Here is a 19,979-nt window from a genome sequence, read left to right as displayed (position 1 = left end):
CTCATAGCTCAATCCTCTCAGAGAAAAGAGCCTCCTCAAAACCCGGGGCGGTTCAACGTTCTGTCGCGCTTGCCAACGCAACGGGCCAGCCTGGTTCATGAGTTGCTGCCGCATCGTTGGCACGCGCCAAGCTGACTTCAGGCAGCTGACGTTGTACTCAGCCGCACGCTAGGCAGCTTGCCCCGGTGGCGGTGCGCAGCGATTCCAGTGCCCCACAGTCTCCAACACAAACACCTCCAGCGCAGGTACTGCGAATGGCCCGCAGCTGCTTGTGCAGGGCCCTCAGTTCAACGATCCGGCGCTCCACCAAGCGCATGTGATCGTCCAGGAGGGCATTGACCTCGTCGCAGGGCTTGGCTGGGTCATCCTGCAGTTGCAGCAGGGCTCGAATGTCGTCGTGCGGCATGTCCAGCGAGCGACAGCGAACGATGAAGGCCAGCCGGTCCACGTGCTCCTGGCCATAGTGCCGATAGTTGTTAGCAGCGCGCATGGGCGCCTGCAGAAGACCCTCAGCCTCGTAAAAGCGCACTGTGGGTACGGAGCATCCAGCCAATGACGATAGTTCACCGATTTTCATATGTGCCTCGCTACTGCTTGACTCTACATCTACTTGAGGGTTTCTAATGCAGGACATGAGTACATGTCAAAGCGGTAGCTGCTCGGGCAGCTGTGATTCCCAGACCAAGGATGAAGGGGCCCCAAGCGCCGCTTCAACCGTGGTGAGCACGTTTGCCATTCCCGGGATGGACTGCCCCTCCGAGGAGAACCTCATTCGCATGGCCCTGGGCGGCTTGCCCGGGTTGGGGCCGATGACCTTCGATCTGGCAGGTCGCCAACTACGGGTGGTGCACACGGGCGAGCCCGCCCGGATCGCCGAGAAGCTGGTTCCTTTGAACCTGGGGGCGGAATTGCTCATCAGTGAGGAGCGCGTAGACGGTGGGCACTGGAAGACCCGTTTCTCCGTGCCGAAGATGGATTGCCCGTCCGAGGAGAACCTCATTCGCATGGCACTGGCCGACGCGGCTGCAGTTGGCGCTCTGGACTTCGATTTGAAGGGCCGTGTACTCACTGTGCAGCATGGCGGGAGCCCGCAGGAGCTGCTGGCTCGTCTCGCTCCCCTCAACCTGGGGGCGCAGGTGCTGGATAGCGCTCAAACCATCGGGGCGCAAGCGATTGCACCTGATGCCGAAGGGGATGCGGCCGAGGCGCGGACGCTGAAGCTTTTGCTCGCGATCAACGGCGCTATGTTCGTCTTCGAGATGATCGTGGGCCTGATCGCACAGTCGACCGGCCTCATCGCGGACTCGCTCGACATGTTCGCCGATGCGGCGGTCTATGGGCTGGCGCTCTATGCAGTGGGTCGCGCTGCCGCCTTGAAGGTGAAGGCCGCGCACATCGCCGGCTGGCTGCAAGTCGTGCTTGCGCTTGGGGCGCTTGCAGAAGTGGTTCGGCGGGCTGTGACGGGCAGTGAGCCCGAGTCCACCCTCATGATGGGCATCGGCCTGGTGGCCGTGGTCGCCAATGTCATTTGCTTGGTGCTCATCGCCAAGAAGCGCGACCGTGGTGCTCACATGACAGCAAGCTATATTTTTTCTGCGAACGACGTGATCGCCAACGCAGGGGTGATTGTGGCTGGTGCGCTGGTCGCGTGGACCGGATCCTCGTACCCTGACTTGGTGATTGGCACCGTCATCGCGCTGGTGGTGCTTAATGGTGCCCGGCGCATCCTGAACCTTCGATGAGCCAAGCTGGACAGAATGTGGATGCTAGCGGTTTGTCGAGGTGGGATGGCCAACCGCTTACGGAGATAGCGCGACTGCGCAAGGAGGTTGCCAAGCTCAAGATGGAGCGCGACATCCTGAAAAAAGCCGCGGCCTACTTCGCGAAGGAGTCGATGTGAAGTTCGGCTTCGTGGCGAAACACCGAGGGGCCTGGCCGGTCAATCTGATGTGCGAGGCGCTCGGTGTCTCGCGGGGTGGCTTCTACGCGTGGCTCACACGGCCCAGGAGCCAGCGCAGCCTCAGCGATGAAGTGCTGGGCGCGCAGGTCCACCAGAGCTTCGTGCGCAGCGACCGCACCTACGGCGCGCGCCGTGTGTGGCACGACGTGTTGGAGCAAGGTCAAGCCTGTGGTCTGCACCGCATCGAGCGACTCATGCGAGAGCAGGCACTACGAGCCAGGCCCCGACGACGTGGACTGCCCAAGGACCGGGGCACGCGCAGCGCGGTGGCCGATAACGTGCTGGACCGCCAGTTCCGGGCCGATGGCCCGAACCAGAAGTGGGTAGCCGACTTCACCTACATCTGGACAGCCGAGGGCTGGCTGTACGTGGCGGCGGTGCTGGACCTGTACTCGCGGCGCATCGTGGGCTGGTCGATGCAGGAGAGCATGACCTCGCAGCTCGTGGTGGATGCGCTGATGATGGCCGTGTGGCGGCGAGGCAAGCCGGTGGCCTTGTTGCATCACTCGGACCAGGGTAGCCAGTACACCAGCGAGCACTTCCAGAAGCTGCTGGATGAACAAGGCATCACTTGCAGCATGAGCCGGGCCGGTGAGGTCTGGGACAACTCGGCCATGGAGAGCTTCTTCAGCTCCCTCAAGACCGAGCGCACGGCCAGGAAGGTGTACCGCACACGAGGGCAGGCCCGTTCAGATGTGTTCGACTACATCGAGTGCTTCTACAACCCGACGCGCCGGCATTCGACGCTCGGCTATCTCAGTCCCGTACAGTTCGAGAAAGCTCAAGAAGCTTAGATCGGTGTCAACGGAACCGGCAGCAGCCCATAGGTCACAAATGCCATCATGGCCGAAACAAGCCATATGAATCCGCTCGCAAGGTAGGCGACGTACTCTTCCCATGTCTCGGGCTCCTTGCGCCGCGCCGCAGCATTGCCATTCTCCAATATCGATTTCGCACCGCCTTCTGACGGTGATTTGCATTGCGCTCCGCTTTCGACTCCTGGTTCTGCCTCAAAGACACTTTTGTTCTGCTGCTGATACCAGCACCCCAACGCGGGGACGAAAAAAGAGAGAGCCAGCGTGAACCAAATCCAACAGGTGGTCGACAGAGTTTTCTCAGAGATGACAGAAACCACCACCGCGGCAATAAAATGCCGCCCGGCGCAGCCAGGAACATTAGGCTCCGGAGGCTCGCCAAATGAGGTACATACGATGCCAGAGACCGCGTTACAACCCCTGCGGCGATCGTAGAGCCCCCCAGCGTGAAAATCACCAGCAACCCTATCACTGCAACTGCTGCTACTGTGGCGGTCGCTCCCGCCAAGTCCAGGTCGGGCATCGAACCCAGATGCGTGAAAAATGCCAGCAGGATCAGTCCTCCATAGACCGATACCGCGAGGCTGAAAGCCTTGAAAGGATGCTCTTTCAGGCGCGCCAACCACCAGACCTCAGCAGGCTTGGTGGCGGTCTCCAGCTGTTTGCCCGAGAGTTGGGCAGATGCTTGATATTGACGGCCCTCTTGCGAGGATGAGCCGCCTGGAGTCTGCAATGGAGCCTCTTCTGTCGGTTTCTGCGTTCCTTCTGTGGAAGGAACAGATGAGGATTGATCGTTCAACGAAGAGTCCGGGGTATATCTGGTCATGGTTGCTGTATGTTTCTTTGTCTTCATCCACGTCCGGCTGGCCCGCAGAACGGGGGCCAGGCGTCAGCAGTCATCCGGTGGCAGCCTTGAAAACAGCCTGGGCAGCATGCATGAGCTACGGATGCAGCACACCCAGCCTGGACCACGGAAAACCGCTCGGTACTGTAGGGCTTCCTGAACTGGCGCAGTTGCACTGCGGTCAGCGGGCCGTGGTCGGCTTCGTCTCATCGCAGGCGAGGCAACGCCAGCGGCAGGCGATCTAGGACACAATACCGCCGCCTTTCCATCGCCAACCGCCTTTATGCCCGTCCAGTTCACCATGCTCTTTCTCCTGGATGCCACTCACGACAGCTTGGTCAAAATCGCGCTGGCGCACCCGGATCTGTCCGGTGACTAGCGGCACGAGCTCTGGATTGAAGCGAATTGGATTACCGGGCGGAAACGTTTACCTTGTGCGCGATCTTCGACTCGAGTGCGCTGCGATCGGCAGCCACAAACGTCACATGACCCTCGCACACCAGTTCATGAGAATCATGGGCGCGCACATTGAATGTCACGCTTCGGGGTCCCAATCGCTCAACCCATCCCGACAGACGAATCTCTGCGCCAGGAGGTATAGGTCCACGGTGTTCCAAGTGAATGCTGCGGCCCACGACAACCTCTCGTTCGTGGTCAACGTGCCGCTGCATTTCCTTGATGCAGATAGATTCGACGACGGCCACGAGATACCCCGTAGCGATGCACTCAATGAGCGTCTCAGCGTAACCACGCCCATGCGGCAACTGCGTGAACAACGAGCGGGCGGTTTGATGGGACGGAACGACATAGACCTCGTCGAAGGAGATCTGGCTGATGCTCTCATGGTTCATGGATCGGGATGGCTCGCGCCAGCGTGGATGATGACCAGAGCAATATCCCCGGCAATGCCCACACCAGTCCACGAGAAATCCTGCCCGAATTTCGAGCATTTCGCGATCAGGCCTTATCGGCGAACAGAAAGCCGGTCGCACTCCGACCGAAAGGCACATCCACTGCATGCATTTGGCGAACGCGCATAAGTCGCCTCAATACGTCCCTCCAGGATCGCTTCGCGGCGACGCACAAGGGCGACAATTTCCTCGACCCCCAGCAATTTCACACTCTGCGAACTGCGTGCGTGCCTGCCCGTCGGGCTTGCGAAGCTCACGAAGGCTTGTGGCTCGACGACCTCCCCGGTCTGTGCCTCGATCACCAATTTCTGCACCGACAGTTGGATTCGGTCAGTTTCATGAACACGAGCTGCCAGACGCGTCTTGAGTTCGACCAGTACCAACATGCCATTGGCACGACGGTACACGCGATCGACCCTGGCAACGAGCCGCAAGGGGTGCCGCATGCGAAAGAGCCTCTCCATATAGGCCAGCTCGGCACCGACCAGCCCTCGCGGTCGGGAGGCCCGTTCGCCAGACCTATGGCGTCCCATCCATAGCCGCGCCAGCCACAGGACAAACGCAACGAAACCGGCGAGCACATACATGGCAGACCATGTCATGGCAGCCCCCTGTCGCCCATCGCCTTCGCACACCAGGCAACCACGATGCGCAGTACGCATCGCACCCCGATCACTATCCCAGGCGATCGCGCCATGATGCGGCAGCCCATTGGTGCAACCCGGTAGTACGCCGCAACCAGGGCTCTCCCCCAGCACTGGCGCAAGAGCACCGCATCGCGGTACGCGCGAAGCACCTGCGTCTCCGATGCATCCGGGCCAAACACGAAGGTCGCCACGAAACACCGGCGATCCGCCGTCGCTGCCACGCCCTCTTCCCAGTACCGCTGGTGAGCCACCTGCCCTCGGGCCATGGCCTTTCGCTGCTTCGGGGTAGCCCGCTCCCCATGGAGATGGGCCAGCTGCACTCGCTTCTCGCAGAAGCCCATCTCGGCCAAATCCTTCGCGGCCACCTCGCCATGACGCCCCATTCCTTGTCTTGGCATTTGCACCTCACTCAGCCAGGCTCGGCCCGAACACATCGTTGGTCACGCCTGCGGAAGCCAGCACCTCGCGGCCCGCCGATGCCAGCACAGGGCGAGCACCGTCGACGGCAAAGATTCCGTACTGCACCAGCAAGCCGTCGTAGGCCAGCACGCGCAGCCGGTTGACCCGCTTGCCACCTTTCGGAAATCGCACCAGCTCGTCATACAGCCGCGGGTTGTCCGCACGCGCCAGCTCGAACACCAGCCGAACCGGCTTGGAATCCTGTTGTGTGTTCCCGTTCATGCGATCTCCCCTGCCCCGCGGTCGCGGCCGGGAGCTATCGCGCTGGCGGCATAGTTCTGCCCGGCGAGCTGGAATCCGCGGACATTGGCGAACATCGGCTCCTTGACCTCGTGGATCCGGTGCTTCGGGAATGCCGCCTTCACCGCCTTCTTGAACAAGAAGGCACCACCGCCCACCAGAATGATGTTCTGCAGGCTCTCCGGCGTCTCGATCCACTGGCGCATCGTCGACACCGCTTGCTGCGCAACGCTCTCGGCCAGAGGCAAGTGCCGACCCATGTCGTAGGGTTTCTGGAAGATCACAGGCGACTTGCCGGAGCGCAAGGCCAGGTCGATGGCGTCGTAGTCGCGGTACGGTGAGCCGACATCCTTGGAGATCTCGGCTGCCAGCAGCCGCAGCACGTCCGACATGCCACGGTTGATCGAATGCGACTGCTTCTGCACTAGGCGCATGCCACGCGTGACCAACCAATCGAAGGTGCGAGAGCCAGGGTCGATCACCAGGCTCTGCTCGGTTCCGATGGTTGCCATCTTCTTGTGCTCGGCCGCGTAGTGGACCAAGGCACCCTGCGGTTGGGCAACGGCCATCGCCTTAGCGACGGTGACGGTCTTCCCGCCGCCTATCTGATGTTCTCCAGCCATGGTCTTTTCCAGCGCCGATTTCTTCAGCGAGAAGAGCGCCACCGGTAACCCGACGATCAGCAGATCGATGTGGGACACCTTCATCATGCTGAGCGCGCCGCGCAGCAGGGCCATGTATTCCGGTGACTCGGTGTACTCGTCGTGCAGCTGTTTGGCACGGAAGGTGTCGGCCGCCAGGCCGACGTCGGGTCCGACCTCGTAGAACAGCGGCCCGACCGGAATGCAGACGGTTTTGCGCCGTTCGCTGGCTGGCCAGTGAGGCGTCTCTCCGCTGGACGGATAGGCGACGGACGGAAAGCTGGCGCAGCGGATTTCGTTTCCCACGACGCCAGTGACGAATTTGGTGTTGCCGGACCCGACATCCACCGCTCGGACGATCAATTCCATGTGAGTGCTCCAAGTAAAGAACCATGTCGATCAGCATCGGCACGCCGATGCCTCCACGCCACGCGCAATCCGCTCGGAATGCCCCGCATTTCGGCATCAGGCTCTCTGTGCCGTCATCCGGGTGGAACGACAGCGACGATGCACTGACACCTGTCGCTGGCCTCTTCCTTCAAGACTTGCCCGTGTGTCACCACGGTCTCACTGCTTTGGCACTCGTCAACCCCGAACGCAAGCCACTGCCCCATTCAGCGGTGCTTGTCCCACACCCGCCTTGAGCGCCCCGTGTTGGACCAGAGGCAGGCGGTTCGCCTGTCAAGCCCGCATGCAGCCTCGCTCTGCCGCCCTGCGGGACACTAAATGGCCCCTATCAGGCCGTCGCGTCGGCGCAAGCGCCACCGGCAACCCAGGTTTCATGCCGTCGCATTGCCACGCCTGCATTGACCTGCAAGCCCCTTTCGTCATCCACTACAGGTTCCCGAGGGCCAACCTTGGCCCGCTCCATCAAGGAGCAGAAGGCGTCGCAGTCGTTACCTGCCCTTCAAGCCCCGGTCCTGAACCGGGGTGGCCGTCGCCCCCGAGGCGACCGCCCCGAGGTTCTCTTTCGTAGTGCATCTGCCTATGACCTTCGCCAGCCCTGTGGCTGGGCGCTCCCAGAAGCGCGTCAAGGCCATCGATCTCCCGACCTGGCACCCGATGCCGGCTCCCGATCCCGCCATTACTGAGCACGCGTGTTTCACGCCGCAAGCGGTTGTGCTTGCCCCCGAAGGGGCTCCCCGCTTGTCCCCGCTCAAACGCTCGACACCGCCCTGGACTTTCGGTCAGGGGCGGACCCATGCGCGCGGATGGCGCTGCGAATTCCAGGATTGATCCACCAGATAGCGCGAGACCTGATCTCGGCGCCGATGCGACTGTTTGCCCTCGAGGCAGCAGTGCGTCACCAGCCTCCGCCGTTGCAGAAATGCATATGCGGAGCCGGATCACACGTTTTCATTTTTAAGACCGACCGAGCTGGCCCTGCACGCGCATGTGGCTGGCGCAACCCCTGGGTCGGTGGCGCATGCCGTGGTCGCGTGCGCCGCCGTGATGAATCGACCTCCCGCACCAGCGGCTGACGGAATCCGTCGCTGGTGCCGACCTTCCCGGATTCCTGCCAGTGCGCCGTTCGGGCGGCGTGTTGTCCCCTTTGATTTGGAAAGCACCATGACGAACCCTTCCACTCAGTCAACCAATCCCATCAGCGCGAGGCGCATACCCGGCACAGATCGGCCGCGCCGGCAAGCCTGGATAGACAAAACACCCCAGGAAATCCTCGCCCGACTGCGGCCCGGCCATGCCGATCCCATGCGCGTGCTGGAGACACTGATCGAGCTGTTCAACACCCGGCACACGGCGCGCGAGAAAACCGTCTCGCACAAGACCCGCGCCGAGCGCGCCCGCTTCCTGCGGCGTTTCTTCCTCGACCTCAAGCTGAAAGCTGGCTTCCACACCATGCCGGATCCGCGCAACCTGGGGCAGAAGCATCTGCACGCGATGGTGCAGGTGTGGCAGCGCGAGCATCTGGCACCCGCGACGATTCAGACCTACCTGTCTTTCCTGCGCGGATTGGCATCCTGGATGAACAAGCCCGGCCTCGTGCTACTTCCGGTGCGCTATGGCTTGTGCCTGGAGGAATACCAGCGCCATGAGTACGCCCAGCACGACAAAAGCTGGAGCGCGCACGGCATCGATGTGGAAGCCATCCTCGCCCAGGTCACGCAGTACGACGCACGGATCGCGGCCTCGATGCGGCTGATGCACACGCTGGCGCTGCGGCGCAAGGAATCGGTGATGTTCCGCCCCTTCGAGCACGTCGCGCCCTTCGAGGACACGGGCCTGCCTGCCGAGCGCCGCAAGGCGGATGAGTACGTGTGGATCAAGGGCAAGGGTGGGCGCGTGCGCTGGGTCGCGCTGGAAACGGAACAACAGCGGGCCTCGGTGGCGCTGGCGCGCTCGCTGGTTACCAGCCGCGACGCCCACCTGGGCCACCCAGCGCTCGACCTGAAGCGCAATCTGCGCCGACTCGACTACGCCCTGGAGAAGTTCGGAATCACGAAACGTCTGGTGGGCACCACGGGGCATGGACTGCGCCATGGCAATGTGAACGATCTGTACGAGAGCATTGCGGGCGTGCCGTCGCCCGTGCGTGGGGGCGGGACCGTGGCCGCAGATGTGGACCATGCGGCACGGCTGGCCGTGTCAGAGCGAGCCGGCCATTCGAGGGCCAGGGCTACCGGTGCCTATATAGGAGCGGTACTGCCGAAGCAACCCACGGGTAGTCGAGGCCCCACCGCCCTCTTCTGAAAACTGGCGTCAGGCGACGCGCAGATCGGCCTCAGTCTTGCCACTGGCCAGCGCCTCGGCGAACCATCGGGGCGTGGGGCCGAAGCCTGACCAAGTGTGACCCGCATCGTCCTTGAACTTGATGCGACCCGCTTCGGGCCTGGGCTTCTTGGCGTTACCGGATGCCTTGCGCGAGACACCGCCCAATCCCAAATCGGCGGCCGTGATGCCGTAATAGGCGATAGCCTCTTTCATGCGGGCAACCACCCCTGCCTTCTCTGCAACGCGGGTCTCCTCCCGCTCCCTTTGCAGCTTGGCAATCTCTGCGTCGATTTCTAGAGCCGTCCGTTTGCGAGCCATAGCAGTCTCTGGATATTGAGTGCGCGGAATTGCGCGGTCATGCGGTGCAAGGCATGGTGACCCAACCGCACCGCGAGTCTATAGCAGTATGCATCCGGCTCGGTTTGGGAGTCTATCCAGCCAGTCAATCACAGTGACGGCGATACGTCGAAGTCCTCGTCGGGATAGATCGCCGCGCCGCGCGGGCGTATTCCGCCCGCTTCCACTTCGTCCTCGGACAGGCCGAAGCGCGACAACGCTGCGCAGCGCGCCAGTGCTTCGGTGGACTCGCCCACCTTTCCGATATGGACGGCCTCTCCGTCGCGCACAACGCGCACATTCCATTGCTGCATGCTCATTCGGCTTCTGCCTCCGTGAGAGTCCTGGATTCGGACTGGTTAGATTCACGGCCCGCATGGAAGAACCCGAAGCGCGCCCAGGTGCGAGGATCAGCTTCGATGGGGCCTGCGCGCTTGGAGTCGAGATTGACCACCACCCCATGCTGCGCGAGCCGCCCCCTGGAAAACAGTTCGTAGAGCAGTTGCGCAGCGAAGCGCACCGCCACGTCGTTGACGAACAGCCCTTGGGATGCCAGCGACATGCGAACCGAGCAGGACGGCTGGTTGTCCTCGGGAGCCGTGTCGTCGAGCAGTTCAGGAAACAGTTCGGTCACGCACGGCAGCCGCGGCCCCGTTGCCCGCGGGTCCAATGCCCTCCCGCCTTCGGGCTGGCCGAGCACCACCTGCGCCATGGCTTCCGTGTTGCCCAGGTCGAGCCAGTAGCGGTAGCGGCTGGTGTCCCGCCAAGCGATGCGGTGCAACGCAACCCGCGCCGAGCGGCTGTCCACGCAACTGATCAGCAAGTCCGTACCCGCCCAGTAGCGCTGGCCGTTCACATGCTCCTCGTAGCGCATCGGGTGGGCGTCCCAGTCCAGGCCGTAGAACTGGTTCAGGCGGTGGATGGTGACCAACGCCTTGTGCCTGCCGATGTCGGCGGCACTGTAGAGCTGCCGCCCGACATTCGCTTCGCTGACGCGGTCGGCGTCGAAGGCAGTGACGTGCAGGCCGTAGGGATGGCCCAGGGCGCGCATCGCAATGTCCAGGCGTGCGAGGCACGCCGCCATCTGCGCGCCGTTGCCGCCCACGCCGACCAGATGCACCGCAACGCGGCGTTCCAGCAACTTCGGATGAATCAGGTGTTCCACCAGCGTCTCCAGTTCCATGTCCTGCCGTCAGTTTCTCGCGGGGAGGATGGCTTTCAAGCGCGGTCCCAGCGTCGCACCAAGCGCAGCGCCCAGCCATCGCGGCCTGCACCGGGCTCCCCTGCGTCCGACATGGATGCCAGCGCCTGCGGCCCCTGCCACGGATGGTGCGGCAGTGATTTGTAGAGGCCGTTGATCACCAGCCGGAAGCACGCCATCGGCGCGGGCTGGTCCAGCAGCCCGAACACCCCGGCCACCTTGATGCCCTGGTCGTCCCGGTCATCGTCGGCCGACCAGAAGGCCGGGCCGCGGCCATGCGTGTGCAAGTCCACCGCTACCGTCTCGTCACTGGCCATCGGCGGCCTGCGGTAGTCGATGCGCACAGGCGAGGCACGTTCGGCCTCGCAGATCGCCAAGCGCAGCCGCCCGGTGCTGCGCGAGTAGATCAGCGCCCCGGCGACCTCATCGGGCAGGTGCTCCCGCGCATGGGCCACGAATTCCTCGATCATCCTGATCGGCAATTGCCCGAAGCTGAACCGCAAGCGCTCTTCCACCTCCCCGTAGGGCAGGCGCATCGCAGGGGGCTCCAGCCCCAAGGCGGTGATGCTGTCGAGCCAGTCCAGCCGGGTCTGCACGAACCAGCCATTGCGGGCGACCACGATGCGCTGGCCGTTGGCCATGTCCGGCAGCGCGCCGAAGCGCGGAGCAGCCACCACGGGACAGGCGGCGAGCAGGGCCTGGTCCCTGGGGTCCATCGTGTGCATCATGGGGCCTCCGGTTCGCCGAGCAGTTGGCCCAGCGTGGTCTTGGTATCGACCAGCACCCGTTCGGGAAAGCGGTTGAAGCGCTGGTTCAGAATGTCGCGCCAGAATGCATAGGAGCCGCCCCGGTAGTTCAGCAGCTTGCCCGCCACGTTAGGGTGCGTGAAGTAGGAGTGGAAGAACGCATCGTTCCAGGCACCGATCTTCTCCACGGTCGTTCCCTCGGGCACCGGCACGTTGCCCTGACAGATGTGGCCGTGGGCATTGACATTGAAGAACGGGGCTTGGAACAGCGGCGTGCCCAGCGTCGGGCGGCGGCTGCCCTTGACCGCCCACACCCGCCACGCTCGGCTGGAGGCCCCGAAAACCAGCCCTGGCAGCGGCACCGCCTCACCGCGCTCGCCACCGCCGAAGGATTCGGCATGGTCGGTGCCCACGCGGAACGCGATGTGCCTGCGCGCCGGTGGTGCCCACCACACCAGCACGTCGCCATGCACGTAAAGCACCGTCTCAGGCAGAAAGCCGCCGTGCGCGGCCCGCTGGAGCAAGGCCGAGGCCAGTTCCCGCGCCGCCTGGGCGGTCATGGCCCGTCCCGCGCCGATGACCGGCGCACCGTCCACGGTCAGAATCTCATGCACGGTGGCAAGCGCGCCGCCCGAGCGTCCGTGGTACAGCAGCACGGCCTGGTCCAGCGTCAGCACGTCGTCCGTGGGTGTGTGGATAGAAAACTCCGCTTCGCTCATCTTCGATGACCTCCTGCTGTCAGTGTCCAGCGGATAGCGCGTGGATCAAGCGGTCGATCAGTCCGATCGCCTTGAAGCGCTGGCCCATGCGGTGGAACCACGCCCCGAGCGCACCGGGGTCGTTCATCGGAATCTGCGCCTCGCCCATGCGGTCGCAGAACTCAGCCTGATGCGCCATCTGGAGCAGGTCGTCGTAGATGCGCGTGGTCACATCGCCCTCGTCCCAGGACAGCACCGCGCCGAAGCCGATGTATTCGCCGTCCATGTCGGGCAGGAACTCGTCGGTGATCGTCAGGCGCGACAGCGCCAGCGCATCGTCGGCGATCTGGCGCATCCGCGGGTCGGTGAGCGTCTTGGCCGCATGCCGCAGGTTGCACGGTTTCCATGCCTTCCTGCCCTTGGACCGCCGCTCGCCCTTGCCGGGCGGTGACAGCCAGCTCCGCGCCCATTCGGGGTAGGAAGCGTCCAGTTTGCCGCGCGTGACCATTTCCTCGCGCATGGCGTCGCGTTCGGCTTCGTCGCAGTCCTCGCACATCATGTCCAGGGCGGCTTCCTCGTCCATTTCGCCCTGCCAGTACACGTAGGACGCCACGTCGCAGGCGATGTCGGGGGTGAACAGCGGGTACACATGGCGACTCTGGTCGCGCAGCACTTGCAGAACCGTGGCCCCCAGGTGCGGCATGGCGGCATTGAGCGCCTCCAGGCCCTCGCCCACGGCCCACTCCGCCTCGCGGTATTCGCACCAGTACACGTCGAGTTGGGCGTAGGCGGTCTGCCGCTCGCCGCGCATCGCCGGGCGGTGGCCATGCTCATCCAGCACACCGACCGCGAAACGCGGCTCCAGGCACTGTAGCGGCCCGACCTGCCGCTTGACCCAGGCATCGATGGCGTGCTCGCACGCCTTGAGCGGGTCGGACTCGCTCTCCGGCAAGTCCCCTTCGCGCACCGCGCCCGCCTCGATCAGGAAGCGGCATAGCGCCGCGTTGGCCCGGGCCTGGGAATTCGATGCAACGGTCAGCGGCACCCCTGCGCCCAGGCCCGGCAACGCCAGGAACGGCGAACAGGGCAGGACGGTGAGCGCCGTCATGGCAGTGGAACCAGCATGTCGCTGGTGGCGCTGGCCCGGTGGACAGAGGCGGCGTGGTGCTGCTCCTCCAGCATCCGATGCGCGAACTGGCTCCAGGCCGACGAACGGGTCTGCACGCTGCGACGCGACAAGGCGCGTGACAGCTTGCCCGTCGCACCCAGGTTGCCGCGCTCCACGGCCTGCACACGCTCCAGCAGCGCCGCGAGGCGTGGGCCGGATGGTGCTTGCGGCACGGCGTCATGGGTGCCCGTGCCCTTGGTGCCCACGGCCTTGCGAAAAACAAAGTCCTGCCGTCCGTTGCCGACCTCGCCCGCCTCGACCTCGGCGCTGACGAGTTCGGGAAACTGGGCGCTGTAGAGGTCGCGCACCTCGCGTGGCGCGAGGCCGGGCACGTCCGGCAGCAGGATGCCGTTGTAGGTGAAGGTGCGCACGATGGGGGTGACTTCGATCGACATGGGGATAACTCCTTGGGTTCGGATGCGGCCACCACGGCGATGGCCTTGCACTCAGTCTCTCGCCGTGTGCCACCGGCGCAAGGGCGCTGCGCCGGTTCATCCGAACAGGTCGAAGGACTGGCCACTGCCCGCCGTCGCGGGCTGCGGCGCGGCCTCCCCGCCGCCGTCCACCCCATCGTCATCGTCCCGCAGGGCCGGGCTGGCAGTGGCCGTGGATGCCGGGGCGGGCTTGGCGGCGGGCGACTTGGGCGCTGCGGCCTTGGCCGTCGCATCACTGGCCTTCTTGACCGATGCCGCCTTGGCCGCCTCGATCACTTCCTTGGTGGCCTCGGCCTGCTGTGCGAGGCTGCGCCGGACTTCGCGGTAGCCGCGCAGCGCGTCGATGAAGCCTGCGTCGAATTCCTGCGGGGTGGCCGTCAGGCTCAGGGGTTGGGCCAGCGCGGGCTCGCCCGCGTCCTGCCTGGGCTTGGGAATCACGTTGACCGTCAGGCGGCCGGATTTCTCGTCGGCGCTCACCGTCATGGTGAGCGTGGCGCTGCAAGCCAGCGCGAACAATTCCTCGAACGTCGTCATGTCATGCTCCTTGGGGGAATGGGGGGACATGGCCCGTGCGGGGCCGTCCAGACCATGCTAGAACCGGCTCCCCTGCTGTCCAGGGGCTGCCCCGGCATCAGACCAGGGCCGGTTCTGGCTGCGGTTCGGCTACGGCACCGCTGGTCTCGGAGCCTTCCACTTCATCCGCTTCGCCGCTTCCGTTTTGCGCTTCATCGGCCAGGATCGGCTGGCGCGGATAGCACATCACGGCGGGCACGGTGCCTTGGTAGGCGAACCCCGGCACCTTGAGCAAGGCCGCGATGAACTCCTGCTTCTTGCCCGAGCGCGCCACCTTGAAGCCCGAGCCCATCGCCTTCTTCAACCCCACCTCGGCCGCGAGATTCTCCAGCTCGCTCATCGTGAACAGGTCAAGGAATGCCTTGTCCCACTGGAAGTACCGGCCTTCATCGACCTCGGCGTAGTTCAGGAGAAGCTCCAGGTCGCTAGTGCTGACGCCGAAGGCGGCGGACGCGGTGGCGGCCTGCAAGAGCCGCTCCAGTTGCGCCTCGGGTGCAGCATCCGCGCGTTGCAGCCCGCCCCGCACGCCGAAACCAGCACGTCCGGGCTGGCCCGCAATCCGCTCGAAGGCGTTGCGGAACTGCGCCTCGCGCAGATCGGCACCGCGCCCGGCCAGCGCCAGGGCGATCAGCACGCGCTGGCTGCGCTGCGGTTCGGCCATCAGGGCCTTGGCCAGCCATTTGCGCCACTCCGTCAGGCGGTGCGCCGCCACGCGCTGCGGGGTCTGGTTCGCTGGTGCGACGGCTGCGGGTTTCGCAGCGCTCTTGTTCCTTTTGCCAGCCTTCGCACTCCCCTTGCCCGCTGCCTCGGCCACTGCCGCCTGCGCGTCGCGCTGCGCCTTGCGCCACAGGGCGACCTTATGGCTGTTGCATGCGGCATCGAAGCACAGCGACCGTGTGACCTCGCCGTAGCTGCCCGGCATCGCGGACACCGAACAGCCGAAGGACTGGCACCCCTGGCAGGAGGTGTACTGCGGGGCACCGACACCCAGGTCGCCCTCGGCTGTCAGCGGCAGCGGCGTGAAGCCGTCGGACGCCTTCACGATGCGGATGACCGGGAACTCGTCGCGCAGGGCATCGGCCCGGGCCTGGACCGCCTGCAAGGTCAGTTCCTCGAAATGGCTCGGGTGCTGGCAGTAGCCCTCGCCCAGGGATTCGGCGAACAGGCCCGCCTGCCGCGCCGAGTTGTGCGCGCAGCCGCCGCACGGCGCCGTGTCGAAGATCGCATCGGCCAGCCGACGCGCATAGCGACCCAACTGCGCCTTGAGCACGGCCACCGGCACCTTCTGCGCCAGGATGCCCTCGAGCACGGTGTCCTGCTTGTCGGGGGGAATGCCCGAGAGCAGTTCGGCGTGGCCGAGCAGGATGGTGCGGCTGGTCAGCGCCTGCAGCACGGCAGGCGTACAGGCCAGCAGCGCCAGCCGCCGCTCCAGCACGTCGGGCGACCAGCCCATGAGGCGGGCGGTTTCCTCCTTGTCGCCGCGCTGGCGCAGGAGCTGGCGCTGGGCCGCATGGGCTTCCTCGGCGGGTGACATGTCCTCGCGGTGATAGTTCTCGATCACCGACATGGCCTCGGCGGTCTCGTCGCTGGCGTCCTTGATGACCACGGGCATGTCGTAACCGTCTCCGAAGACGTTCCTGGCGGCACGCCAGCGGCGTTCGCCCGCGATGATTTCGTAGCGGTCGGTGCCCGGAATCTGCCTCACGACAATGGGTTCGAGCACGCCGACGGCGCGGATGCCCTCCTCCAGTTCGGCCATCTTGTCGGGATCGAAGTACGTGCGCGGGTTCCTGCCCTGGACGATCCGGCGGATCGGCAAGGTGGGCTGACTCGGGTGGGGGGTATCGGTCACGGTGCCTCCTGTCTGCATCGGGTGGGATGCAGCCATGCTCCCGCGGCCCGGCTCACCTTCAAGGGTGCTCGCGCCCCTCGTCGACGGGCGATCGAACCATCTCCACCCAGGCCTGCAGCGCCAGGACCAGTTCGGCGCGGGCCGCTTGCTTCCGCAAGTGGAAAGTCACGTCGCCGGGCGCATTCAAGTCCTGCCTGCGTCTGTCGCAGCCAAATCTCCGCGCAGTACTGCATCAAATCTGGTGCAGTACTGCCTATAATTCGTGTAATGGCAGGACTTCAATATCAAGCAGTGCATATACGCGAGTTACTGGGCGTCAGTCGCACTGATGTCCAGCGCTGGCTCAGCACGCTCCCGCCATTCAGTGAGTCGCCTACCCAGGCTCGAACCGCGCGGACTTTCACCATCAGCGATCTTGCGTTCTTCAGCATCGTGGCCATGCTCCACAAGCAGCTGGAAATGCCGCTGCGAACCATTGCCTGCTTCTCAGCCGACCTGCACGCATTGCTGAATGCTCCAGCCGCTTCAAACACCATGCCGACACGTTACTTTGCGAACCAAGTCGACGGCCTCTGGCAAATTGGCACCGAGATTGACGGTGCCGTATCGCTGACTATCGATTCAGCGCCGATCTGGCGCGCTGTCTATGAATTTGTGGGGCTGGAGCCCAGCCCCCAGTCGCATCTTCCGTTCGGCCTGATGGCGGTGCCCTCACCTTCTGTGGAGCAGCCCAATGCACGGCGCACTGGTTAACACTCTGCAAAGGCTTTGCGTGCCGCCAGAGTCAATCGTCGACTTTGGTGAGAAAGCGTCCGCCCGGCATCTGCGGTACATTGACCTGCTGCCCGGCGAACGATCGAGTGTTGTTGCGGAGCCGCTGCCCGAAGGTGCCGTGGAGGTCTCCGGAAAAGCTGCGGTTTACGTAGTTCGAAGGGAGCTGCTGGCCGGCCCGATCGAAGGCCAGAAGCTTGCGCAGTTGATGCGCACCGTGGCTTGTCGAGCCGACGCCGCATACCTTGCAGTGATTAACGCTGGCTCGACAACCATCTACCGAGTGGGCTTCTACGCGGAAGGCGCGATGCCCACGGTCGAGTCAACCGTCGAGATGTCAGATCCGAATGGGTTGCGTGGGCTGCTCAACGACGCAGCAGGCGGTGACGAACAGGATGTGGACCGCCTCTGGCTTGACGATTTGCTGTTCAAGCTGCTGACCCGGTCGGCTGACGCGCTTCGCAAGGCTTGCAGTCAGACGGAACTAAGCGACGAAGAGGTGCTGTCATTGATCGGTCGTGCGTTATTCACGCGATTTCTGGCGGATCGAGACATCGTTCGAAGCTCTGACCTTGATGCCATCGTCCGAGGTGCCGTCAGGCCTGATCAGTTGTTCGAAAATCCTCAAGCCCTAGTCCGAACTTTCGAGTGGCTGGATCAAGTATTTAACGGCGACCTCCTGGAACTACGGTCGAAGGACTACGAAGGCCTGATGCACGCGCTTGGGACGGCTGGTTCCAAGGTCTGCGGCATCCTGTCTAACGTCATGGTGGGCTCCTACGACGGCCAGTTGTCACTGGACTGGGGTGGCCTGCGCTTTCAACACATTCCCGTGGATGTATTGAGTCAGGTGTACGAGCACTTTGCGCACCGCTACATGCCTGCGAAGGCGAAGAAGACCAGCATTCACTACACGCCGCGCTCCATTGCTGAGCTGGTTGTGGATGGGGTCTTCGGCGCAACCGCTCAAGAGAAGCGGCATGAAGTCACGGTGCTAGATCCGGCAGTTGGTGCTGGGGTATTCCTCGTACTGTCATTTCGCCGGCTCGTCGCCGAGACGTGGATGCACACCGGAAGCCGACCGAAGCGGGGAACGATCCGTGCGATCCTGACGAAACAGCTGTGCGGACTGGACATCAATCCGATCTCTATCAAGGTCGCAGCACTGAGCCTTTATCTTGCTGCACTGGAGCTGGACCCCGAGCCGCAGCCGCTGAGCGATCTGCGGTTCGAGCGTCTATTTGACAAGACACTGAGGTGCGTGGATGAGAAGTATCTCAATGGGGCCAAGGACGCAGAGCTTGGAAGTCTGAGCATGCAGCTACGCTCGATGGGGCCGTACGATATCGTTTTGGCCAATCCTCCTTGGACGAGGCTGCCGGGTCGTCTGAAAAAAGACCTGGACCGGACGGCCTACGCTGCCGACGAGAAGGCACCCCAAGGTGCAAAGAGCCTTGTGCCGAACCAGTGGCCGGACCTCGCCTTCATGTGGCGGTCAACCCAGTGGTGCAAGCCCGGGGGCGTGATCGGTTTGCTCGTCCATGCACGACTTCTGTTCAGCAGTGAGACCGCACAGGCTCGTCGGCATTGGTTCTCGATGACACGGGTGACTGGCATCTTGAACGGGATGCATGTGCGCCAGGAGCCGAAAATCTGGCCGTCTAATAGTCAGCCATTTTGTGCGCTGGTGTCCATCAATTTACCGTCAAAGCCGGCCGACTCGTTCTACTTCCTCTCGCCTCGGCGGGAGCCGGCCCTTGGCAGACGACGGGAGATCCGTCTCGATCCAAAGGCCGCCATTCCTGTGCCGGTGGAACTGGCAGTCCACGATCCTCACGCATTCAAATCGCTCTCCCGGGGCAGTGCGCTCGACCTCGAACTAATCGGGCGGATCCATCGCGTTCCGCGCATCCCGATGAAGGAGTACTTGGACGAGCTTCATCTCGGGCTCCGGCAGGGCTTCATTCCAGGCGAGCAGGAGCTTCAGTATGCCGCGCATCTTCGTGGCCAGTATGTGCTAGAGGCTGCTGACAAGCCAACGCTTGTCGTGAATACAAGGCAACTGTCGAAAATCGAGGCGCGCCATCCTGAGCTCAAGTTCCAGTGGCCTCGTGACCCTGACATCTATCGAGGGCCCCTTCTGCTGTTCAGAGAGGCGCCCAAGCAGCAGACTGTGCATCGTGGCGCCATCTACTGTGACAGCGACGTGGTGTTCAGCCGCTCGTTCTACGGGATGACCATCCCATCAAATCGAGCGTTTGAGGCCGACTACCTGTACGTGTTGTCATATGCCGACCTGCTGGCGTATTGGACATTGATGACGAGCTCGAAGTTCGGTGTCGAACGCGATATCTATAACCAGGTCGACTTCCTCAACTTCCCGGTGGTTCCACGTACCGAGCTGACAGCAGCGCAGGAAAGTCTCATCTCAAAAATGGCTGCGGACCTCAAGAGTGGCAAGCCGTCCTGGTCTTCGCTTAACAAGCTGGTCGCGGAAATCTACGAACTTTCGTCTTTTGACGAGGAGCTCATCGCTGACGCCCTGGAATTTGAGAATCCATATCCGGCCTCCAAGGCTCGCGCTTTGGCCTTGATTGATGAGGCAGACCCTTGCATCCACGCGTTCGCGCGAAGCATTGCATCTATCATCTCCGAGCTTGAGGATGTGGAAGTCCACGGCATCCCATGCGCTGTGACACCCGATGGCGACCGGGTGTGGCAGTTTGTTCGGCTGACTGCTGGCGCCCAGGCTGCGCTCGATCGTGAGCAGGTCCATGCCCTTTTGCAGCACGCGCCTGACACATTGATGTCCTCAGAGATCCGACTTCAGCTCGGTCCACGTGACTGGTTGATCGGTCGTCTGCGTCAAGGCAGGTACTGGTCTCGCAGCCAAGCCCGCCTTCTTGCGTTGGACCTGATCCATCAGGGCTTGTTCTCGTCCGAGCATTGAGCG

20 protein-coding genes and 1 pseudogene are annotated in these 19,979 nt (G+C 63.5%); 5 read left to right on the top strand and 16 right to left on the bottom strand.

What is annotated here, in order from left to right; translation table 11 throughout:
• Positions 1–157: 157 nt before the first annotated feature.
• Positions 158–577: a Cd(II)/Pb(II)-responsive transcriptional regulator gene (cadR, locus tag ACODS0_RS14555; protein ID WP_034691065.1), complete on the bottom strand. Its 420-nt coding sequence runs from the start codon at positions 575–577 to the stop codon at positions 158–160.
• A gap of 139 nt (positions 578–716) precedes the next feature.
• Here cadR and ACODS0_RS14550 point away from each other — a divergent pair, with 139 nt between their 5' ends.
• Together ACODS0_RS14550 and ACODS0_RS14545 are read left to right on the top strand one after the other, a co-directional pair.
• Entirely contained in the window at positions 717–1,742 is a 1,026-nt protein-coding gene (locus tag ACODS0_RS14550) for a cation efflux transmembrane domain-containing protein (protein ID WP_024001664.1), read from the top strand.
• A gap of 62 nt (positions 1,743–1,804) precedes the next feature.
• A pseudogene (locus tag ACODS0_RS14545) lies at positions 1,805–2,754 on the top strand (IS3 family transposase); the annotation flags it as partial.
• Here the strand turns inward: ACODS0_RS14545 and ACODS0_RS14540 are convergent.
• The 6 genes from ACODS0_RS14540 to ACODS0_RS14515 all read right to left on the bottom strand — a co-directional run bounded on the left by ACODS0_RS14540 (position 2,751) and on the right by ACODS0_RS14515 (position 6,886).
• Positions 2,751–3,095: a hypothetical protein gene (locus ACODS0_RS14540; RefSeq protein ID WP_488835750.1), complete on the bottom strand. Its 345-nt coding sequence runs from the start codon at positions 3,093–3,095 to the stop codon at positions 2,751–2,753. The pseudogene ACODS0_RS14545 and the gene ACODS0_RS14540 sit on opposite strands and share 4 nt — an antisense overlap.
• A 934-nt stretch (positions 3,096–4,029) precedes the next feature.
• Positions 4,030–4,470: a thioesterase family protein gene (locus ACODS0_RS14535; protein ID WP_013722314.1), complete on the bottom strand. Its 441-nt coding sequence runs from the start codon at positions 4,468–4,470 to the stop codon at positions 4,030–4,032.
• 113 nt (positions 4,471–4,583) lie between these two features.
• Positions 4,584–5,117 carry a PD-(D/E)XK nuclease family protein gene (locus ACODS0_RS14530; RefSeq protein WP_488835748.1) on the bottom strand — a complete coding sequence of 178 codons (534 nt, stop codon included), beginning with the start codon at positions 5,115–5,117 and terminating at the stop codon, positions 4,584–4,586.
• A gap of 11 nt (positions 5,118–5,128) precedes the next feature.
• Positions 5,129–5,443, bottom strand: a complete 315-nt coding sequence (locus ACODS0_RS14525) for a CFI-box-CTERM domain-containing protein (RefSeq protein WP_291471551.1) — start codon at positions 5,441–5,443, stop codon at positions 5,129–5,131.
• 139 nt (positions 5,444–5,582) lie between these two features.
• Positions 5,583–5,858 carry a hypothetical protein gene (locus ACODS0_RS14520; RefSeq protein WP_013722317.1) on the bottom strand — a complete coding sequence of 92 codons (276 nt, stop codon included), beginning with the start codon at positions 5,856–5,858 and terminating at the stop codon, positions 5,583–5,585.
• A complete protein-coding gene (locus ACODS0_RS14515; RefSeq protein WP_013722318.1) occupies positions 5,855–6,886 on the bottom strand; it encodes a PRTRC system protein D in 1,032 nt (343 codons plus the stop codon). Before ACODS0_RS14515 ends, ACODS0_RS14520 begins: the two co-directional genes overlap by 4 nt.
• Positions 6,887–8,086: 1,200 nt before the next feature.
• Here ACODS0_RS14515 and ACODS0_RS14510 point away from each other — a divergent pair.
• Positions 8,087–9,226 carry a phage integrase N-terminal domain-containing protein gene (locus ACODS0_RS14510; RefSeq protein WP_488835745.1) on the top strand — a complete coding sequence of 380 codons (1,140 nt, stop codon included), beginning with the start codon at positions 8,087–8,089 and terminating at the stop codon, positions 9,224–9,226.
• Between the two features lie 9 nt (positions 9,227–9,235).
• Here the strand turns inward: ACODS0_RS14510 and ACODS0_RS14505 are convergent, their stop codons facing one another.
• From ACODS0_RS14505 to ACODS0_RS14465, 9 genes are all read right to left on the bottom strand, one after another.
• Positions 9,236–9,565: an H-NS histone family protein gene (locus ACODS0_RS14505; RefSeq protein WP_488835743.1), complete on the bottom strand. Its 330-nt coding sequence runs from the start codon at positions 9,563–9,565 to the stop codon at positions 9,236–9,238.
• Positions 9,566–9,693: 128 nt separating this feature from the next.
• Positions 9,694–9,903 (bottom strand): hypothetical protein, encoded by a 210-nt coding sequence (locus ACODS0_RS14500; protein WP_013722321.1) that lies wholly within the window; start codon positions 9,901–9,903, stop codon positions 9,694–9,696.
• Positions 9,900–10,766: a PRTRC system ThiF family protein gene (locus ACODS0_RS14495; RefSeq protein WP_488835741.1), complete on the bottom strand. Its 867-nt coding sequence runs from the start codon at positions 10,764–10,766 to the stop codon at positions 9,900–9,902. Before ACODS0_RS14495 ends, ACODS0_RS14500 begins: the two co-directional genes overlap by 4 nt.
• 35 nt (positions 10,767–10,801) lie before the next feature.
• A complete protein-coding gene (locus ACODS0_RS14490) occupies positions 10,802–11,509 on the bottom strand; it encodes a PRTRC system protein A (RefSeq protein WP_488835739.1) in 708 nt (235 codons plus the stop codon).
• On the bottom strand, positions 11,509–12,249 hold the full coding sequence (locus tag ACODS0_RS14485; protein WP_488835737.1) for a PRTRC system protein B: 741 nt from the start codon (positions 12,247–12,249) through the stop codon (positions 11,509–11,511). Before ACODS0_RS14485 ends, ACODS0_RS14490 begins: the two co-directional genes overlap by 1 nt.
• Before the next feature lie 19 nt (positions 12,250–12,268).
• Complete coding sequence (locus tag ACODS0_RS14480) at positions 12,269–13,336, bottom strand: PRTRC system protein F (protein WP_488835735.1); 1,068 nt, start codon at positions 13,334–13,336, stop codon at positions 12,269–12,271.
• Positions 13,333–13,791, bottom strand: a complete 459-nt coding sequence (locus tag ACODS0_RS14475) for a PRTRC system protein C (protein WP_488835733.1) — start codon at positions 13,789–13,791, stop codon at positions 13,333–13,335. The genes ACODS0_RS14480 and ACODS0_RS14475 overlap by 4 nt, the downstream gene beginning before the upstream one ends.
• Positions 13,792–13,887: 96 nt before the next feature.
• Positions 13,888–14,364, bottom strand: a complete 477-nt coding sequence (locus ACODS0_RS14470) for a PRTRC system protein E (protein ID WP_488835731.1) — start codon at positions 14,362–14,364, stop codon at positions 13,888–13,890.
• Between the two features lie 97 nt (positions 14,365–14,461).
• A complete protein-coding gene (locus ACODS0_RS14465; RefSeq protein ID WP_488835729.1) occupies positions 14,462–16,255 on the bottom strand; it encodes a PRTRC system ParB family protein in 1,794 nt (597 codons plus the stop codon).
• A gap of 267 nt (positions 16,256–16,522) precedes the next feature.
• Here ACODS0_RS14465 and ACODS0_RS14460 point away from each other — a divergent pair, with 267 nt between their 5' ends.
• Both ACODS0_RS14460 and ACODS0_RS14455 read left to right on the top strand, forming a co-directional pair.
• Positions 16,523–17,008, top strand: a complete 486-nt coding sequence (locus tag ACODS0_RS14460) for a hypothetical protein (RefSeq protein WP_148262971.1) — start codon at positions 16,523–16,525, stop codon at positions 17,006–17,008.
• A complete protein-coding gene (locus tag ACODS0_RS14455; RefSeq protein WP_488835727.1) occupies positions 16,989–19,976 on the top strand; it encodes an HsdM family class I SAM-dependent methyltransferase in 2,988 nt (995 codons plus the stop codon). Before ACODS0_RS14460 ends, ACODS0_RS14455 begins: the two co-directional genes overlap by 20 nt.
• The last annotated feature ends 3 nt before the right edge of the window (positions 19,977–19,979 follow it).

The sequence above is a fragment of the Acidovorax sp. FG60 genome, from assembly GCF_057808995.1.
The sequence above is the reverse complement of the archived record's forward strand: the minus strand, read 5'-3'. Positions and strand labels throughout refer to the sequence as shown.

Coding starts and splice junctions, on each gene's coding strand:
- cadR (WP_034691065.1), bottom strand. CDS start 577: ATGAAAATCGGTGAACTATCGTCATTGGCTGGATGCTCCGTACCCACA.
- ACODS0_RS14535 (WP_013722314.1), bottom strand. CDS start 4,470: ATGAACCATGAGAGCATCAGCCAGATCTCCTTCGACGAGGTCTATGTC.
- ACODS0_RS14530 (WP_488835748.1), bottom strand. CDS start 5,117: ATGTATGTGCTCGCCGGTTTCGTTGCGTTTGTCCTGTGGCTGGCGCGG.
- ACODS0_RS14525 (WP_291471551.1), bottom strand. CDS start 5,443: ATGGCCCGAGGGCAGGTGGCTCACCAGCGGTACTGGGAAGAGGGCGTG.
- ACODS0_RS14520 (WP_013722317.1), bottom strand. CDS start 5,858: ATGAACGGGAACACACAACAGGATTCCAAGCCGGTTCGGCTGGTGTTC.
- ACODS0_RS14515 (WP_013722318.1), bottom strand. CDS start 6,886: ATGGAATTGATCGTCCGAGCGGTGGATGTCGGGTCCGGCAACACCAAA.
- ACODS0_RS14510 (WP_488835745.1), top strand. CDS start 8,087: ATGACGAACCCTTCCACTCAGTCAACCAATCCCATCAGCGCGAGGCGC.
- ACODS0_RS14505 (WP_488835743.1), bottom strand. CDS start 9,565: ATGGCTCGCAAACGGACGGCTCTAGAAATCGACGCAGAGATTGCCAAG.
- ACODS0_RS14500 (WP_013722321.1), bottom strand. CDS start 9,903: ATGAGCATGCAGCAATGGAATGTGCGCGTTGTGCGCGACGGAGAGGCC.
- ACODS0_RS14495 (WP_488835741.1), bottom strand. CDS start 10,766: ATGGAACTGGAGACGCTGGTGGAACACCTGATTCATCCGAAGTTGCTG.
- ACODS0_RS14490 (WP_488835739.1), bottom strand. CDS start 11,509: ATGCACACGATGGACCCCAGGGACCAGGCCCTGCTCGCCGCCTGTCCC.
- ACODS0_RS14485 (WP_488835737.1), bottom strand. CDS start 12,249: ATGAGCGAAGCGGAGTTTTCTATCCACACACCCACGGACGACGTGCTG.
- ACODS0_RS14480 (WP_488835735.1), bottom strand. CDS start 13,336: ATGACGGCGCTCACCGTCCTGCCCTGTTCGCCGTTCCTGGCGTTGCCG.
- ACODS0_RS14475 (WP_488835733.1), bottom strand. CDS start 13,791: ATGTCGATCGAAGTCACCCCCATCGTGCGCACCTTCACCTACAACGGC.
- ACODS0_RS14470 (WP_488835731.1), bottom strand. CDS start 14,364: ATGACGACGTTCGAGGAATTGTTCGCGCTGGCTTGCAGCGCCACGCTC.
- ACODS0_RS14460 (WP_148262971.1), top strand. CDS start 16,523: ATGGCAGGACTTCAATATCAAGCAGTGCATATACGCGAGTTACTGGGC.
- ACODS0_RS14455 (WP_488835727.1), top strand. CDS start 16,989: ATGCACGGCGCACTGGTTAACACTCTGCAAAGGCTTTGCGTGCCGCCA.